The organism is Chromobacterium piscinae (genome assembly GCF_021129175.1).
GTDB lineage: Bacteria > Pseudomonadota > Gammaproteobacteria > Burkholderiales > Chromobacteriaceae > Chromobacterium > Chromobacterium piscinae.
In genome coordinates, this window is record NZ_JAJOHV010000037.1 from 1 (window position 1) to 15862 (window position 15862).

17 protein-coding genes are annotated in these 15862 nt (G+C 64.0%); 12 read left to right on the forward strand and 5 right to left on the reverse strand.

Translation table 11 applies throughout. The features are described 5' to 3' along the window. On the reverse strand, positions 1–733 hold a 733-nt coding region (locus LQR33_RS12165), incomplete at its 3' end, for an HPr family phosphocarrier protein (protein WP_231469132.1). A gap of 188 nt (positions 734–921) precedes the next feature. On the opposite strand from LQR33_RS12165, the gene LQR33_RS12170 reads away from it, so the two are divergent. Next, entirely contained in the window at positions 922–1908 is a 987-nt protein-coding gene (locus LQR33_RS12170) for a LacI family DNA-binding transcriptional regulator (RefSeq protein ID WP_221668922.1), read from the forward strand. 12 nt (positions 1909–1920) lie between these two features. Here the strand turns inward: LQR33_RS12170 and LQR33_RS12175 are convergent, their stop codons facing one another. The 3 genes from LQR33_RS12175 to aroA all read right to left on the reverse strand — a co-directional run bounded on the left by LQR33_RS12175 (position 1921) and on the right by aroA (position 4334). Then, on the reverse strand, positions 1921–2466 hold the full coding sequence (locus LQR33_RS12175) for a cytochrome b (RefSeq protein WP_231178954.1): 546 nt from the start codon (positions 2464–2466) through the stop codon (positions 1921–1923). A gap of 73 nt (positions 2467–2539) precedes the next feature. Continuing rightward, positions 2540–2980 carry a nucleoside triphosphate pyrophosphohydrolase family protein gene (locus tag LQR33_RS12180; protein ID WP_021477770.1) on the reverse strand — a complete coding sequence of 147 codons (441 nt, stop codon included), beginning with the start codon at positions 2978–2980 and terminating at the stop codon, positions 2540–2542. Positions 2981–3044: 64 nt separating this feature from the next. Next, entirely contained in the window at positions 3045–4334 is a 1290-nt protein-coding gene (gene aroA, locus LQR33_RS12185; protein WP_221664795.1) for a 3-phosphoshikimate 1-carboxyvinyltransferase, read from the reverse strand. Positions 4335–4540: 206 nt separating this feature from the next. On the opposite strand from aroA, the gene cmk reads away from it, so the two are divergent. The 10 genes from cmk to rfaD all read left to right on the forward strand — a co-directional run bounded on the left by cmk (position 4541) and on the right by rfaD (position 13719). Beyond that, positions 4541–5209 (forward strand): (d)CMP kinase, encoded by a 669-nt coding sequence (cmk, locus tag LQR33_RS12190; RefSeq protein WP_231469135.1) that lies wholly within the window; start codon positions 4541–4543, stop codon positions 5207–5209. A gap of 94 nt (positions 5210–5303) precedes the next feature. Next, positions 5304–6995, forward strand: coding sequence for a 30S ribosomal protein S1 (gene rpsA, locus LQR33_RS12195; RefSeq protein WP_231178950.1), 1692 nt, complete (start codon positions 5304–5306; stop codon positions 6993–6995). Positions 6996–7002: 7 nt separating this feature from the next. Then, positions 7003–7317, forward strand: coding sequence for an integration host factor subunit beta (locus tag LQR33_RS12200; protein ID WP_021477774.1), 315 nt, complete (start codon positions 7003–7005; stop codon positions 7315–7317). Positions 7318–7453: 136 nt separating this feature from the next. Next, the gene (locus LQR33_RS12205; RefSeq protein WP_021477775.1) at positions 7454–7747 is read left to right on the forward strand and encodes a LapA family protein; all 294 of its coding nucleotides are present in this window, start codon (positions 7454–7456) and stop codon (positions 7745–7747) included. Positions 7748–7804: 57 nt separating this feature from the next. Continuing rightward, a complete protein-coding gene (lapB, locus tag LQR33_RS12210) occupies positions 7805–8962 on the forward strand; it encodes a lipopolysaccharide assembly protein LapB (RefSeq protein WP_205692361.1) in 1158 nt (385 codons plus the stop codon). A gap of 63 nt (positions 8963–9025) precedes the next feature. Next, on the forward strand, positions 9026–9769 hold the full coding sequence (pyrF, locus tag LQR33_RS12215; RefSeq protein WP_231469137.1) for an orotidine-5'-phosphate decarboxylase: 744 nt from the start codon (positions 9026–9028) through the stop codon (positions 9767–9769). Then, the gene (locus tag LQR33_RS12220; RefSeq protein WP_166438181.1) at positions 9766–11085 is read left to right on the forward strand and encodes a UDP-glucose dehydrogenase family protein; all 1320 of its coding nucleotides are present in this window, start codon (positions 9766–9768) and stop codon (positions 11083–11085) included. The genes pyrF and LQR33_RS12220 overlap by 4 nt, the downstream gene beginning before the upstream one ends. 8 nt (positions 11086–11093) lie before the next feature. Then, positions 11094–12056, forward strand: a complete 963-nt coding sequence (gene rfaE1 / locus LQR33_RS12225) for a D-glycero-beta-D-manno-heptose-7-phosphate kinase (RefSeq protein ID WP_104947593.1) — start codon at positions 11094–11096, stop codon at positions 12054–12056. Between the two features lie 24 nt (positions 12057–12080). Beyond that, positions 12081–12671 (forward strand): DUF924 family protein, encoded by a 591-nt coding sequence (locus LQR33_RS12230; RefSeq protein ID WP_231469139.1) that lies wholly within the window; start codon positions 12081–12083, stop codon positions 12669–12671. A 46-nt stretch (positions 12672–12717) separates the two neighbouring features. Beyond that, positions 12718–13719 carry an ADP-glyceromanno-heptose 6-epimerase gene (gene rfaD / locus LQR33_RS12235; protein WP_221668916.1) on the forward strand — a complete coding sequence of 334 codons (1002 nt, stop codon included), beginning with the start codon at positions 12718–12720 and terminating at the stop codon, positions 13717–13719. Positions 13720–13777: 58 nt separating this feature from the next. On the opposite strand, the gene LQR33_RS12240 is transcribed toward rfaD, so the two are convergent. Continuing rightward, the gene (locus tag LQR33_RS12240) at positions 13778–14548 is read right to left on the reverse strand and encodes an FCD domain-containing protein (protein WP_166438183.1); all 771 of its coding nucleotides are present in this window, start codon (positions 14546–14548) and stop codon (positions 13778–13780) included. A gap of 258 nt (positions 14549–14806) precedes the next feature. Here LQR33_RS12240 and LQR33_RS12245 point away from each other — a divergent pair, with 258 nt between their 5' ends. Further along, complete coding sequence (locus LQR33_RS12245; protein WP_166438184.1) at positions 14807–15751, forward strand: chemotaxis protein; 945 nt, start codon at positions 14807–14809, stop codon at positions 15749–15751. Positions 15752–15862: the final 111 nt, after the last annotated feature.

Genomic DNA, 15862 nt, shown 5'->3' on the forward strand with positions numbered 1-15862 from the left:
CCGCCAGGCTGGCCTCGCGCATCGCTTTGAGCAGCTGGCGCACGCCGTCCTCGGCTTGCGGGCCGCGCGCGGACACGGCGACGAGGTCGCCCTGGCGCAGGCCCAGCTGCAGCAGCGAGATCAGGTTTTTGGCGTCGGCTACGCGGCCGCCGTGGCGCACTTGCAGCTGGGCGGGGCTGCGGCGCGCGGCCTCCACCCACAACGCGGCGGGGCGGGCGTGCAGGCCATTGGGGTAATCGAGCCGCCATTCGTCGCAGACGTCTAGGTCCTGCGTCTCGGTGTCCGGCGGCGGGTTCTCCGGCGCTTGCTCCAGCGCGGCGATCAGGTCGGCGCTGTTCTCGGTGGAGAACAGCGGCAGCAGCCGGGCTTCGTCCTGCAGCAGCCGGGTCAGCTGGCGCAGCATCACCAAGTGATCGTCGGAGCGCGCGGCGATCGCGCACAGCAGGTGGGTGCGCTGGCCAGGGTTCCATTCCAGCCCGGCCGGAATCTGCAGGATGGCGACGCCGGTGCGCAGCACCATCGCCCGGTCTTCCACCATGCCGTGGGGGATGGCGATGCCGTTGCCCAGGTAGGTGTTGGCTACCGCCTCGCGGCGCAGCAGGCTGTCTATGTAGTCGGGCGCGATGCAGCCGGCGTCGGCCAGCATGCGGCCGGCCTCGCGGATGGCGGCCTCCTTGCTGGCGGGCCGGCAGCCCAGGCGTATCAGTTGCGGAGTGAGCAGGGCGTCGGACACGGCATACCTCGTTTTTGGGCTCGATATGGCTGGCATTGAAAACGATTACATTTTTCCTGTCAATCAGACAGAACTGGTTAAAATCAAACTTGTGGCGCAATTCGGATAACTGTCGCTATTCTGCGCTTGCCAGCGCGGTGCGCGCTGGCGCAACATCGCTTCCGTCAATTGAAAACGATTTCCAAAAAATGACTACCAGCATCAAGGATGTTGCGCTGCTGGCCGGCGTGTCGGTGGCCACCGTGTCGCGCGTGCTGGGCAACGGCCCGGTCAGCGCCGCGCTGCGCGCCAAGGTGGAGGCCGCCGTCGCCCAGAGCGGCTATCGGCCCAACCTGTCGGCGCGCCGGCTGCGCTCGCAGCATACCCACACCATAGGCCTGATCGTGTCCGACATCCGCAATCCCTTTTTCACTTCGGTCAGCCGGGCGGTGGAGGATGTCGCCTACCAGGCCGGTATGCGGGTGATCCTGTGCAACACCGATGAGAATCCGGACAAGGAGGCGATGTACCTCAGGTTGATGCAAGAGGAGAGGGTGAGCGGGGTGATTTTCGCCGCCACCCGTGCCACCGCCGATGCGTTGGACGTCGCCGGGCTGGGCTTTCCTGTGGTGATGATAGACCGCGCGGGTCCGGCTGCCCGCTGCGACGCGGTGCTGCTGGACAACCGGGCAGCGGCCGCGCAACTGGTCGAGCATTTGCTGGGCTGCGGTTATCGCCGCATAGGCGGCCTGTTCGGCAATACCAGCAGCACCGGCGCCGAGCGCCACGCGGGTTTCGCCGAGGCGATGGAAAGGGTGGGGCTGCCGGCGGCAGCGCGTTTTGTCGCGCCCAGCGCCGAAGCGGCGCAGGCCGAAGCGGCGAAGTGGCTGCGGGAGGCGGGCGCGCCGGAGGCGCTGATCGCCAGCAATGGCCTGCTGTTGCTGGGCGTGGTCAAGGCGGTGCGAGAGGCCGGCGTCGCCGTGCCGGGCCGGCTGGCGCTGGCTGGCTTCGACAACGACAGCTGGACCGAGCTGGCCGATCCCGGCATGACGGTGATCGAGCAGCCGGTCGACGAGATCGGCCGCGCAGCGATGGAAATGCTGCTGGAGCGGCTTGAGCGGCCGGAACGGCCGCTGCGCAAGGTGGTGCTGGCGGGCCGGCTGGTGGAGCGCGGCTCCAGCCAGCCTCGCGGCTGAGACGCGCTGTGTTCAGCGCATCGGGCCGGTGAGCCGGGTGACGGTATCGTCCTTGACGATGAAGTGGTGCCACGCGGCGGCGGCGGCGTGCAGGATGCTCAGCCACAGCAAGACATTGCCCAGCAGTTCGTGCAGCTCCTTCAGGCTCTTGCCCAGCTCCGGGCTGTTGGGCATGAAGGAGGGCAGTCCGAGACCGAACAGGGCCACTTCGCCGCCCTTGGCCTGAATGAAGGCGATGCCTAGGATGGGCAGCGCCAGCATCAGCGCGTATAGCGCCCAGTGCCCGGCATGGGCCAGCAGCTTCATCAGCGGGCTGGGCGCGGGAGAAATGCCGGGCGGCGGATTGCCCAAGCGCCAGGCCAGCCGCGGCAGCACCAGCAGCAGGACGATCAGTCCGGCCTGAACATGGGCGTAGCCCAGGCCGCTGCGGACCGGGTCGCCCTTGGGGAAGTTGCCTTTCAGCTCGATGAAGATCAGCGCGGCGATCACCGCCAGCGCGCACAGCCAGTGCAGCGCGCGGGCGACTTTGCCGTAACTGTGGGAGGTATTGCGCAACATGTCGGCTCCTTTAGTTTTGATTGGAACATGTTGCAAGCTTAGCCGGCCTAGCTTAAACCGGCCTTAATCCATTTCAAGAGGAGGGGAAAGCGCCGCTGCGCTCGGCGTCGCGGATCACGCCCTGCTTGTCGGCCGGCCGCCAGCCTTCCGGCTTCAGCACCTTGCCGTCGGCGCGGCGCACCACCTTGCCGTCCACGCATTTGCGCAGATTGGCGTCGTGTATCGCTTCGCACATCGCTTCTAGCGGCAGGCCTTGCGACAGCAGCAACCCGCACACCACATTGAGCACGTCCACCGCCTCGGCGGTCAGCTCGGCGCGGCTTTGCAGCTGCTGTTCCGGGGATTGCGCCGGCAGCGCGCGGTAGTCGGCCAGCGCTTGTTTGAGCTCGTCCAGCTCTTCGTCCAGCATGGTTTGCCACATCGCCAGCTGTTCGGGCTGATATTCGGGGCGGGAGGGGGAGGGGATGTCGAAGCGCCGCATGAAATCGCGGCGCATTCGGAACAGATCGCTCATCGATAGACTCCTTTTTTATGCATATATTGTGGAGTCTATCGATTAAATCATCAATATATTGTGATTATTGCGCCTGCAGCGCGGCTAGCGCCTGGAAGTAGTCCGGGAAGGTCTTGGCCACGCAGTTGGGATCGTTGATGACCACCGGCGCGCCCAGCAGCGAAACCAGCGAGAAGCACATCGCCATCCGGTGGTCGTCGTAGGTGTCGATCTCGGCGTTGGGCGTCAGCGCGGCCGGCGGCGTGACGCGGATGTAATCCGGGCCTTCCTCCACCGTCGCGCCCACCTTGCGCAACTCGGTCGCCATCGCCGACAGGCGGTCGGTTTCCTTCACCCGCCAGCTGGCGATGTTGCGCAGCGTGGTGGTGCCGTCGGCGGCCAGCGCGGCCACGGCCAGCGTCATCGCAGCATCCGGGATGTGGTTGCAGTCCAGGTCGATTGCCTTCAGCCGGCCGTCGGCGCTGGCCTCGATCCAGTTGTCGCCGCGGCGCACCGTCGCGCCCATCAATTCCAGCGCCTCTGCGAAGCGAACGTCGCCCTGGATGCTGGCTTCGCCCACGCCTTCCACCCGTACCGGCCCGCCGGCCAGCGCGCCGGCCGCCAGGAAGTAGGACGCGCTGGAGGCGTCGCCTTCGACGTAAATCTCTCCCGGCGAGATGTAGTGCTGGCCGCCCGGAATGATGAAGCGCTGCCAGCCGTCGCGCTCGACGCGCACGCCGAAGCGCGCCATCAGGTTGAGCGTGATTTCGATATAGGGCTTGGAGATCAGCTCGCCGATCACCTCGATTTCGGATGTTTCGCCGGTCAGCGGCAGCGCCATCAGGAGCGCGGTGAGGAACTGACTGGAAACGTTGCCCTTCACCTGGATGGGATGGGCGCAGCGCACGTCGGCCGGCGAGATGGCCAGCGGCGGGAAACCCGGCTGGCCCAGGTATTGGATGCTCGCGCCGGCGGTGTTCAGTGCGTCCACCAGGTCGCCGATTGGCCGTTCGTGCATGCGCGGCACGCCGGACAGCTGGTAGCTGCCGCCCATCAGCGCCAGCGCTGCGGTCAGCGGGCGGAAGGCGGTGCCGGCGTTGCCCAGGAACAACTCGGCGTTCTTCACCGGGAAGGGGCCGCCGCAGCCGTGGACGCGGAAATCGCGGCTGTCGCCTTGTTGCTCTATCTTCACGCCCAGCAGCTTCAACGCGCTCAGCATGTGGCGGATGTCGTCGGAATCCAGCAGGTCGCGGACCATGGTGCTGCCGCCTGACAGGGCGGCCAGCAGCAGCGTGCGGTTGGAGATGCTCTTGGAGCCGGGAAGCTTGATGGCGCCGCCGAGGCGGACGCAGGGAGAGAGGTGCAGTTGTTCCATTGAGTGTCGCGCTTGTGTTTTCGGAATGGCGTTGCTTGATGCGTAAGGGACACTGTACCCGCCGCGCACGGCTGCGCGCAAATGGTGCGGCACCACACCATGCCACACCACTTGGGTTACAATGCGCGGTTTGGCCGGCCGGCGGCTGCCGCGACGCGCGGCGGTATCGGCAGGGCCTTGGCAGAATGCAACAGGATCAGATTCCGATGACAGTTCCGGTGATTACCATCGACGGCCCGTCCGCTTCGGGCAAGGGCACGGTGGCGGCCCAGGTCGCCGCGCGCCTCGCCTTCCATTATCTCGACTCGGGCTCGCTGTACCGGCTGCTGGCGCTCCACGCGCGCCGCAGCGGCATCGCCTGGGACGACGAGCCGGCGCTGGCCGAGGCTGCCGCCGGCTTGCCGGTGGAGTTTTCCGACGGCGCGGTGTGGCTGGAAGGCAACGACGCCAGCCAGGACATCCGCGCCGAGGAAATCGGCATCGGCGCGTCCAAGGTGGGCGCGCTGCCGACGGTGCGCGCCGCGCTATTGCAGCGCCAGCGCGATTTTCGCGAATCGCCGGGCCTGGTGACGGATGGCCGCGACATGGGTTCGGTGGTGTTTCCGGACGCCATGTTGAAGATATTTCTGACCGCCAGCGCGGAGGAAAGGGCGAGTCGCCGTCATAAGCAGTTGATCGGCAAGGGGGAATCTGCTAACCTCGCCCAAATTATGCAGGACATTATCGATCGGGACGCGCGAGACGCGGCCCGGCCGGTAGCGCCGCTGCGCCAGGAGCCGGAAGCCTTTTTGCTCGATACCACGGAGCTGACCATAGACCAGGCGGTCGACAAGGTCCTCGTGTGGTTTGAGGAAAAACAGGTTTCCGGCCGTTGATTTTTTGTATGGTCGTTTTTGCTGCATTGCGGAAACGACCTTGTTCCAACCCTAACCCCGCAAGCCGCAAGGCCTGCAACTGAGAGTACGCTTGATGACTACCCTCTCCATGGAAAACTTCGCTCAACTGTTCGAGGAAAGCCTCACCCTGCACGATATGCGCGTGGGCGAAGTGATCACTGCTGAAGTCGTGGCAGTTGATTCCAACTTTGTAACCGTGAACGCAGGCCTCAAGTCCGAGTCCCTGATTCCGGCTGAAGAATTCAAGAACGACCAAGGCGTCGTTGAAGTTGCCATCGGCGACTTCGTTACCGTGGCTATCGACGCGCTGGAAAACGGCTTCGGCGAAACCAAGCTGTCCCGCGAAAAAGCCAAGCGCATGGCCGCTTGGGTTGAGCTGGAAGAAGCGCTGGAAGCCGGCACCATCCTGTCCGGCATGATCAGCGGCAAGGTGAAGGGCGGCCTGACCGTCATGGTCAACGGCATCCGCGCCTTCCTGCCGGGTTCCCTGGTCGACGTGCGTCCGGTGAAAGACACCACCCCGTACGAAAACAAGCAGATCGAGTTCAAGGTTATCAAGCTGGATCGCAAGCGCAACAACGTCGTGGTTTCCCGCCGCTCCGTGCTGGAAGAAACCCTGGGCGAAGAGCGCAAGGCTCTGCTGGAAACCCTGAAAGAGGGCGCAGTCATCAAGGGTATCGTCAAGAATATCACCGACTACGGTGCGTTCGTTGACCTGGGCGGCATCGATGGCCTGCTGCACATCACCGACCTGGCATGGCGCCGCGTGAAGCACCCGTCCGAAGTTCTGGCCGTGGGCGACGAAGTGGAAGCCAAGGTACTGAAGTTCGACCAAGAGAAGAACCGCGTATCCCTGGGCCTGAAGCAACTGGGCGAAGATCCGTGGGTGGGCCTGTCCCGCCGCTACCCGTCCGGCACCCGTCTGTTCGGCAAGGTGACCAACCTGACCGACTACGGCGCGTTCGTGGAAATCGAACAGGGCATCGAAGGCCTGGTGCACGTGTCCGAAATGGACTGGACCAACAAGAACGTACACCCGTCCAAGGTGGTTCAAGTTGGCGACGAAGTGGAAGTCATGATCCTGGAAATCGACGAAGACCGTCGTCGTATCTCCCTGGGCATGAAGCAGTGCCTGGCCAACCCGTGGAACGAGTTTGCCGACAACTTCCACAAGGGCGACAAGCTGAAGGGCGCGATCAAGTCCATCACCGACTTCGGCGTGTTCGTTGGCCTGCCGGGCGGCATCGACGGCCTGGTTCACCTGTCCGACCTGTCCTGGAACGAAGCTGGCGAAGAAGCCGTGCGCAAGTTCAAGAAGGGCGACGAGGTTGACGCCGTTGTTCTGTCCATCGACGTGGAAAAAGAACGCATTTCCCTGGGCATCAAGCAGCTGGAAGGCGATCCGTTCAACAACTTCGTTGCGATGAACGACAAGGGCGCCCTGGTGAAGGGTACCGTGAAGTCCGTTGACGCCAAGGGCGCGGTTATCGCTCTGGACACCGACGTTGAAGGCTACCTGCGCGCTTCCGAACTGTCCCGCGACCGCGTGGAAGACGCTCGCTCCATCCTGAAGGATGGCGATGCCGTCGAGGCCGTGATCGTTGCCGTGGACCGCAAGTCCCGCAACATCAGCCTGTCCATCAAGGCTAAGGACGCTCAAGAAGACAACGCCGCTCTGAAGAACCTGGCTGTTGACAGCGCCTCCGCCGGCACCACCAACCTGGGTGCCCTGCTGAAGGCCAAACTGTCCGGTTCCAACGAGTAATAGCGTCATGACCAAGTCTGAGCTGATCGCGAGGCTGTCTGAACGACTGGCCGAGCGCAATTCTCAGTTGGTCTACAAAGATGCTGAGTTGGCCGTCAAGACCATTCTGGACGCGATGGCCAACAACCTGGCGCAGGGAAGCCGCATCGAGATTCGTGGGTTCGGTAGCTTCGATCTGAACTACCGTCCGCCGCGGGTCGGCCGCAACCCGAAGTCGGGCACCAGCGTCTCGGTTCCTGAGAAATACGTGCCTCATTTCAAGGCCGGCAAGGAACTGCGCGAGCGCGTGGACTTGTCCCTTGTGGAACAGACCCAGGCCTGATCGCAGTTTTATCGGTCTACATGCTGAAAAGCGTCGCATATGCGGCGCTTTTTTCGTATTCGCGCCGCTTGAGCGGCTTGGGTTGCGGCGGGCTATCGTTTAGAATTGCACTCCGGCAAACTCATTGAGCGATCCCATGCGATATTTGTTGCGCATCGTCGAACTGGCCCTGTTGTTGCTGCTGGTCGCCGTCACCGTGCAGAACAGCCACTCAGTCGAATTCAAACTGTTCTTCGGCCAATCATGGTCGGCTCCGTTCATCGTGTTCCTGCTGCTGTTCTTCGTCGTCGGCGCCGTCGTCGGCCTGCTGGCCACCTTCAGCTTCTACCTGAAAACCCGCCGCGAGCTGTCGCAGTTGAAAAAAGAACTGCGCAATCGGCCTCCCGCCGGCAAGGTGGTCAACGATCCCAGCGACGCCATCGCCGATTGAGCTTGTCTTCACGGGGCATGGTCTTGACCCCGTTCTATCATCCCGAAAGGATTGCTGTTGGAACTCGATTTGTGGTGGCTGCTGCTGTTTCCAGCCTTTTTCGGCCTGGGCTGGTTCGCGGCCCGGGTGGACATGCGCACCGTATTGAAGCAGGCGAAGTCGGTGCCGATTTCCTATTTCCGCGGCTTGGACGCGCTGGTGGAAGACAAGACCGACGTCGCGGCCCAGGCGCTGGCCGAGGTGGCGCGCCAGCAGGGTTCGGCGCTCGAGTTGCAGCACATCCTCGGTAAGTTGTACCGCAAGCGCGGCGAGAACGACCGCGCGATCCGCCTGCATCAGCAGATGCTGGACTCTTCCGACCTGCCAGGAGAGCAGCGCGACCTGGTGCGCAACGAGTTGGCGCAGGACTTCCGCAAGGCCGGCCTGGTGGATCGGGCCGAGGAGATCCTGCTTAAGCTCTTGAACGGCAATATGGCGCTGGCGGCGCGCCGCCAGTTGCTGGACATCTATCAGCAGGACCGAGACTGGCAGAAGGCGATCGAAACCGCGCGCGAGCTGCGCAGCGACGCGCACTCGTTCCAGCATGAAGTCGCGCAGTTCTACTGCGAGTTGGCGCAGGGTGAGCTGTACAGGTCCGATCACAGCCAGGCCAGGCAATACGTGGCCGAGGCGCTGGCGGCCAACCGCAAATGCGTGCGCGCCAGCCTGATCCTCGGCGACATCGAATTCGCCGAAGGCAATCTGGAGGCGGCCATCGCCGCCTGGCAGAGCATAGAGAAACAAAACTACGAATACCTGGCGATGGCGGCCGAGCGTCTGTTCGACGCTTACGAAAAGCTGGGCCGTCCGCAGGAGGGCATCGCGCTGCTGCGCGGTTATCAGCGCACCTTCCCGCAACTGGAACTGACCGATCTCTTGTACCAGAAGATCGCCACCTATGATGGCGAGGCTAAGGCGCTGGACGGCGTGCGCGAAGCGGTGCATGCCCGTCCCAGTCTGGCCGGCGTGTACCGGATGATAGAAGCGCAGATGGACGAGCTGTCGCCGGAAGGGCGGATGGACGCGGAGGTGGCGCGCGCGCTGATCCTCAAGCATTCCCAGCGCCTCAGCGTGCATCGTTGCAAGTGCTGCAACTTCCGTTCGCGCGCCTTCTTCTGGCACTGTCCGGCCTGCGGCGAGTGGGAAAGCTTCACCGCCAACCGTTCGGAAAACTGAATCACTCGGCGCGCGGCCGCTTGAACGGCGCGCGCCGCGGCAATATAGAATGATGGAGCATTGATGAATCCCTTGATCGCACAAAGCGAAAGCCGGACGACGTCCCCGGTGGTGGTGGCGCTGGACTTTGCCGACGCGGATAGCGCATTGGCTTTCGCCAGCCGGCTGGACCCGGCGGAGTGCCGGCTGAAGGTGGGCAAGGAACTGTTCACCTCCAGCGGCCGCCATCTGGTCGAGGCGCTGGCCGCGCGCGGTTTCCAGGTTTTCCTGGACATGAAATTCCACGACATCCCCAATACCGTCGCCCATGCCTGCAAGGCCGCGGCCGAGTCCGGCGTGTGGATGGTCAACGTCCACGCCTCCGGCGGCCGCCGGATGATGGAGGCCGCGCGCGAGGCGCTGGCCGCTTACAGCCAGCGCCCGCTGCTGATCGCGGTGACGGTGCTCACCAGCATGGAAGCGTCGGATCTGGCCGAAGTCGGCATCGATGTCCCGCCGCAGCAGCACGTGCTGCGCCTGGCCACGCTGACCCGCGATTGCGGCCTGGACGGCGTGGTGTGCTCGGCCCAGGAGGCGTTCATGCTGAAGCAGGCCCTGGGCGGCGATTTCAAGCTGGTGACGCCGGGCATCCGCCTGGCCGACAGCGCCGGCGATGACCAGCGCCGCGTGATGACGCCGACCGCCGCCTTGGCCGCCGGCTCCGATTATCTGGTGGTCGGCCGCCCGATCACCCGCGCCGCCGACCCGCTGGCCGCGCTGCGCGCCATCAATCAAGACATTTCCGCATTCCTGGGTAAACAATCATGAAAATCACGGTAATTGGCTCGGGCTATGTCGGCCTGGTGACCGGCACCTGCTTGGCCGAGACCGGCTACCACGTCTGCTGCCTGGACGTGGACCCGCGCAAGATCGAAATCCTGCAAAACGGCGGCATCCCGATTTTCGAGCCGGGCCTGGAAGACATGGTGAAGCGCAATGTGGCTGCCGGCCGCTTGCATTTCACCACCGACGTGGCGGCTTCGGTCGCTTTCGGCGAAGTGCAGTTCATCGCCGTCGGCACGCCGCCGGACGAGGATGGCTCCGCCGATCTGCAGTACGTGCTGGCCGCGGCGCGCAATATCGCCCGCCACATGACCGGCTACCGCGTGGTGGTGGACAAGTCCACCGTGCCGGTGGGCACGGCTGACAAGGTGCGCGCCGCCATCGCCGACGAGCTGGCGCAGCGCGGCGCCGACTTGCCGTTCAGCGTGGTGTCCAACCCGGAATTCCTGAAAGAAGGCGCGGCGATCGAAGATTTCATGCGGCCCGACCGCGTGGTGATCGGCGTCGATGACGATCGCGCGGCCGAGATCATGCGCCGCCTGTACAAGCCGTTCCAGCGCAGCCATGAACGCGTGCTGCTGATGGATGTGCGCTCGGCAGAACTGACCAAGTACGCGGCCAACGCGATGCTGGCCACCCGCATCTCGTTCATGAACGAGCTGGCCAACCTGGCCGAAACCATGGGCGCCGACATCGAACAGGTGCGCCAAGGCATGGGCTCTGATCCGCGAATCGGCTACCACTTTCTGTATCCGGGCGTCGGCTACGGCGGCTCCTGCTTCCCCAAGGACGTCAAGGCGCTGGTGCAGACGGCCAAAGAAAACGGCCACACGCTGCGCGTGTTGACCGCGGTGGAAGAGGCCAACGAAGTGCAGAAGCTGCGCCTGGTCGAGAAAGTGGTTTCCCGTTTCGGCGAGGATCTGTCTGGCCGCCGCCTCGCATTGTGGGGCCTGGCGTTCAAGCCCAATACCGATGACATGCGCGAGGCGCCCAGCCGCGTGATCGTCGAGGAGCTGACCCGCCGCGGCGCCGAAATCGTCGCCTTCGATCCGGTGGCGGCGCACGAGGCACAGCGGGTGATGTCCGGCGTCAACGGCGTGGCGTTCGCCGACGACATGATGCAGGCGCTGCAAGGCGCGGACGCGCTGTTGATCGTGACCGAGTGGAAGATGTTCCGCGCGCCGGATTTCGAGGCGATCCGCCGCAGCCTGAAGCAGCCGCTGATTTTCGACGGCCGCAATATGTACGACCCGGCCTGGCTGCGCGAACAGGGCTTCGATTACCACGCCATCGGCCGCTGAGGTAAGCCATGAGTCTGATGCAAACCCTGGGACTGAAGCCCGCCGCGCTGGCTTCTTCCCTGGCCAAGGCCAAGGTGCTGGTGGTCGGCGACGTGATGTTGGACCGCTACTGGTTCGGCGACGTGTCGCGCATTTCGCCCGAGGCGCCAGTGCCGGTGGCCAAGATCGGCCGCAGCGAGGAGCGGGCAGGCGGCGCCGCCAACGTGGCGCGCAATATCGCCGGCCTGGGCGGCAAGGCCACCATTTTGTCGGTGGTCGGCGACGACGAGGCGGCGGACGCGCTGGAGAGGCTGTTGAAGGCCGACGGCATCGTCACCTCGTTCAAGCGCGATTCCAACATCGCCACCACGGTGAAGCTGAGAGTGGTGGCTCGCCAGCAGCAGCTGATCCGGCTGGACTTCGAAGACGCGCCCAGCCATGAAATCCTGGCCGGCAAACTGGAAGAGTTCGCCGACATCGTCGCCGCGCACGACGTGGTGATCCTGTCCGACTACGGCAAGGGCGGGCTGACCCATGTGGCCGAGATGATCCAGCTGGCCCGCGCCGCCGGCAAGCCGGTGCTGATCGACCCCAAGGGCGACGATTACAGCAAATACGCCGGCGCCACGCTGCTGACCCCCAATCGCAGCGAGTTCCGCCAGGTAGCGGGCGGCTGGAAGGATGAGGCCAGCCTGACCGCCAAGGCGCAGGCGCTGCGCGCCGAACTGAATCTGGACGCGTTGCTGGTGACGCGCAGCGAAGAGGGCATGACGCTGTTCCGCGCCGACGGCGCCCTGCATCAACCGACTTTCGCGCGCGAGGTTTATGACGTGTCCGGCGCCGGCGACACCGTGATCGGCACGCTGGGCCTGGCGCTGGCCGCCGGCCAGCCGCTGCCGGTGGCGATGAACCTGGCCAATGCCGCCGCCGGCGTGGTGGTGGGCAAGCTGGGCACCGCTGTATGTTCGCAACAGGAACTGTTTGCCTTGTAAGCCGGCGCGCCGGCAGGAGACGCGATGACGAAGCTGACCGCGCAACAAGTTGAAGAGGTGCTGGCCTTCTGGTTCGAATCCAGCGACGACAAGGCCTTGAATCGGCCGCGCGAGGCCTGGTTCCGGCGCGACGACGCTTTCGACGCCGAGATCCGCCGTCGTTTCCTGCCCTTGTGGCAGGCGCTGGCGGCCGGCGAGCTGGCCATCGACGCCGGCGACGCCCGCGCGGCGCTGGCCTGGCTGATCGTGGCCGATCAATTCCCTCGCAATCTGTTCCGCGGAGAGGCTAAGGCGTTCTCCAGCGACGAGAAGGCGAGAGAGGGCGCGCGGTCGGCCGTCGGCCAAAGGCTGGAGCAGACGCTGCCGCCGGTGGCGCGGGTTTTCTTCTACCTGCCGTTCGAGCATAGCGAGGACATGGCTGACCAGCGGCGGTCGCTGGAGCTGTTCGCCGCGTTGGACGCTGTCCTGCCTGGCTCCAATTATCTGGATTTCGCGCAGCGGCATGAGCGGGTAGTCGCCGAATTCGGCCGCTTTCCGCATCGCAACGCGGCGCTGGGCAGAATCAGCTCGCCGGCCGAGCAGTCCTATCTGGCCCAGCCGGGCGCGGGCTTCTGAATTTCATCCGGACCCGAGGGTCCGCAGCAGAACTAAGGATCGACATATGACTATCGTCGTCACCGGAGCCGCCGGCTTCATCGGCTCCAACCTGGTCAAGGGTTTGAACCAGCGCGGCATCACCGACATCATCGCCGTAGACAACCTCAGCAGCGGCGACAAATTCCACAATCTGGTCGATTGCGAGATTTCGCATTACCTCGACAAGCACGAATTCCTGCACCTGCTGCTGGACGGCGAGTACGAGGGCGAGCTGGCCGCCATCCTGCACCAGGGCGCGTGCTCCGACACGATGAACCACGACGGCAAGTACATGATGGACAACAACTACCAGTACACGCTGGCGTTGTTCGACTACTGCCAGCACGAGGAAATCCAGTTCCTGTACGCGTCCAGCGCCGCCACCTACGGCAAGGGCAACGTGTTCAAGGAAGAGCGCCAGTACGAAGGCCCGCTCAATGTCTACGGCTATTCCAAGTTCCTGTTCGATCAGGTGCTGCGCCAACGGATGAAGGAAGGCCTGTCCGCGCAGGCGGTGGGCTTTCGCTACTTCAACGTCTACGGCCCGCGCGAGCAGCACAAGGGCCGGATGGCCTCGGTGGCTTTCCATCACTTCAACCAGTACCGCGAGCACGGCAAGGTCAAGTTGTTCGGCGGCTGGGATGGCTGGGACAACGGCATGCAGAGCCGCGACTTCGTGTCGGTGGAGGACGTGGTCAAGGTCAACCTGCATTTCCTCGACCATCCGGAGAAGAGCGGCATCTTCAATCTGGGCAGCGGCCGTTCGCAGCCGTTCAACGACGTGGCAGAAGCCACCGTCAACGCCTGCCGCCGCCATGAGGGCAAGCCGGCGCTGACACTGGCCGAGATGATCGCGCAGGGCATCGTCGAGTACATCGACTTCCCGGATGCGTTGAAAGGCAAGTACCAGAGCTTCACCCAGGCCGATATCGCGCGGCTGCGCGAGGCGGGTTACGGCGAGGCCATGCTGTCGGTGGCCGAGGGCGTGGACCGCTACGTCGATTGGCTGATCAGCCGCCAGGGTTGATCGCCTGGGCAGTGATATAAAGCCGCATCGTCTTTATGACGGCGCGGCTTTTGTCATTTCAGCGTCCGGCGTTTTCCTGCTCCAGCCGCATGCGGGCCCGGGCATCGCGTTCCGCCAGCAGCATCTGGTTTTGCAGCGTGTCGGCGACAAAATCGATATGCCGCTCCGCCGCCAACTGCGCGGCGTCGGGCTGGCGATCGCGTATCGCCTGCCAGATCGCCAGATGCTGCTCGCGCAGCGCCTCCGCCACTTCGCCGACGGCGAACAGATTGGCGATATTGTCCTTCACATGCCGCTGCAACATGGCCAGCAGGCTGCCGGATAGATGGGCGAACAACACATTGTGGGAGGCTTCGGCCACGGCTTGATGGAATTCGACGTCGGCCTGCGCCTGCTCGGCCAGATCGCCGCCACGATAGGCTTGCTGCAGCCGCTCCACGCAGCGACGCAGCCTCTCCACGTCGGCCGGCGTCGCCCGGCTGGCGGCGCAGCGCGCCACCGTGCCTTCCAGCACGCGGCGGAACTCGAGCAAGTCGCCGTGCAGCTCCTCGTGCTGATTCAACAGCTTTTCCCATGGGTCGGAAAACGCCGTTTCCAGCCGGTCCGTCACCCAGGTGCCGCCGCCCTGGCGGCTGGACAACAGGCCGCGCGACGCCAGTTGCTGGATCGCCTCGCGCAGCGATGGCCGCGACACGCCGAACTCCTCGGCCAATTGTCTTTCCGGCGGCAACCGGTCCCCCGGTTTGAGCACGCCGTCGAGTATGCGTTTTTCCAGTTGCTGCACGATCATGTCGGACAGTTTGGGCAGGTTTACTTTGGGGTAAGCCATAATGAAATGAATCCGCGGCAGGCGGAATATTGGTCTGACCAGATGGCCCAGCATAGCAGAGCGGACAGCCGCCTGTCATGGTTGCGGCCATTGGCACCGCGGAATATTCGCATGAAGCATGCCCTGCTGAGGCTCAAGCCTGGCTTGCGCGTCTGGCGCAGGCGCGCGAGAAATGATCTGGGTATATCTTTTAGCCGACGCCATTTAATTTTAGATATTTGCTATAAAGACATACTGTCTTTTGCAAGGAGTTACGCGATGTCCGACCTGCTGAAAAAAATCGACGCCCGAACCAAGCTGGCCGGCACCAATAAGCTGGAAATCCTGCTGTTTTCGCTGGGCGACGATCAGCGCACCGGCCGCAAGGAGGTATTCGGCATCAATGTGTTCAAGGTGCGCGAGGTGATGCGCACGCCGGAAATCACCACCGCGCCGGAGATGCCGGCCTCGGTGGAGGGCATGGTCAGCCTGCGCGGCGCGCTGGTGCCGGTGATCGACCTGGGAAAATACACCGGCATCGTCACGTCCAAGCGGCCGGAAATCATGATCATCACCGAGTACAACGGCCATACCCAGGGCTTCCTGGTGGAGACGGTGGATACCATATTGCGGCTGGACTGGTCTGCGATGCGGGTGCCGCCGGACATGATCACCAACCGGATGGCGGGGCTGGTCACCGCGGTCACCGAGTTGGAGAACGGCACGCTGGTGATGATGATGGACGTGGAGAAGGTGCTGGCCGAAACCTGCTTGTCGGACGAAACCCAGAACTATATCTCCATCGAGCCGGTGAAGGAGGACAGGCACATCTTCTTCGCCGACGACAGCGCGGTGGCGCGCAAGCAGATCGAACGCACGCTGGACGCGATGCATATCCGCTATTCATCGGAAATGAACGGCATGCGCGGCTGGGAAACCCTGCAGAAGATGGCGCAGCAGGCCGAGGCGGCGGGTCAGAAGCTGAATCAGGTGCTGCACCTGATTCTCACCGATGTGGAAATGCCGGAGATGGATGGCTACATGTTGACCAAGATGATCAAAGACGACGCGCGTTTCGTCGGCATTCCGGTGCTGATGCACTCGTCGCTGTCCGGCATGGCCAACAAGAAGCTGGGCGAGTCTGTCGGTGTGGACGCTTATGTGTCCAAGGATGAGCCGCAGAAGCTGGCCAGCAAGCTGCGCGAGATGCTGTTGTTGGAATAACGTTCATGCGGCGCGTCGCCCGGCAGTGACGCGCCACCCATTTCTGCTCGCCTGCGCTCCGTTCGGGGGCGCAAGACTCCGCTCGGCCCTCTCACTCTCTTCCCAATGCCT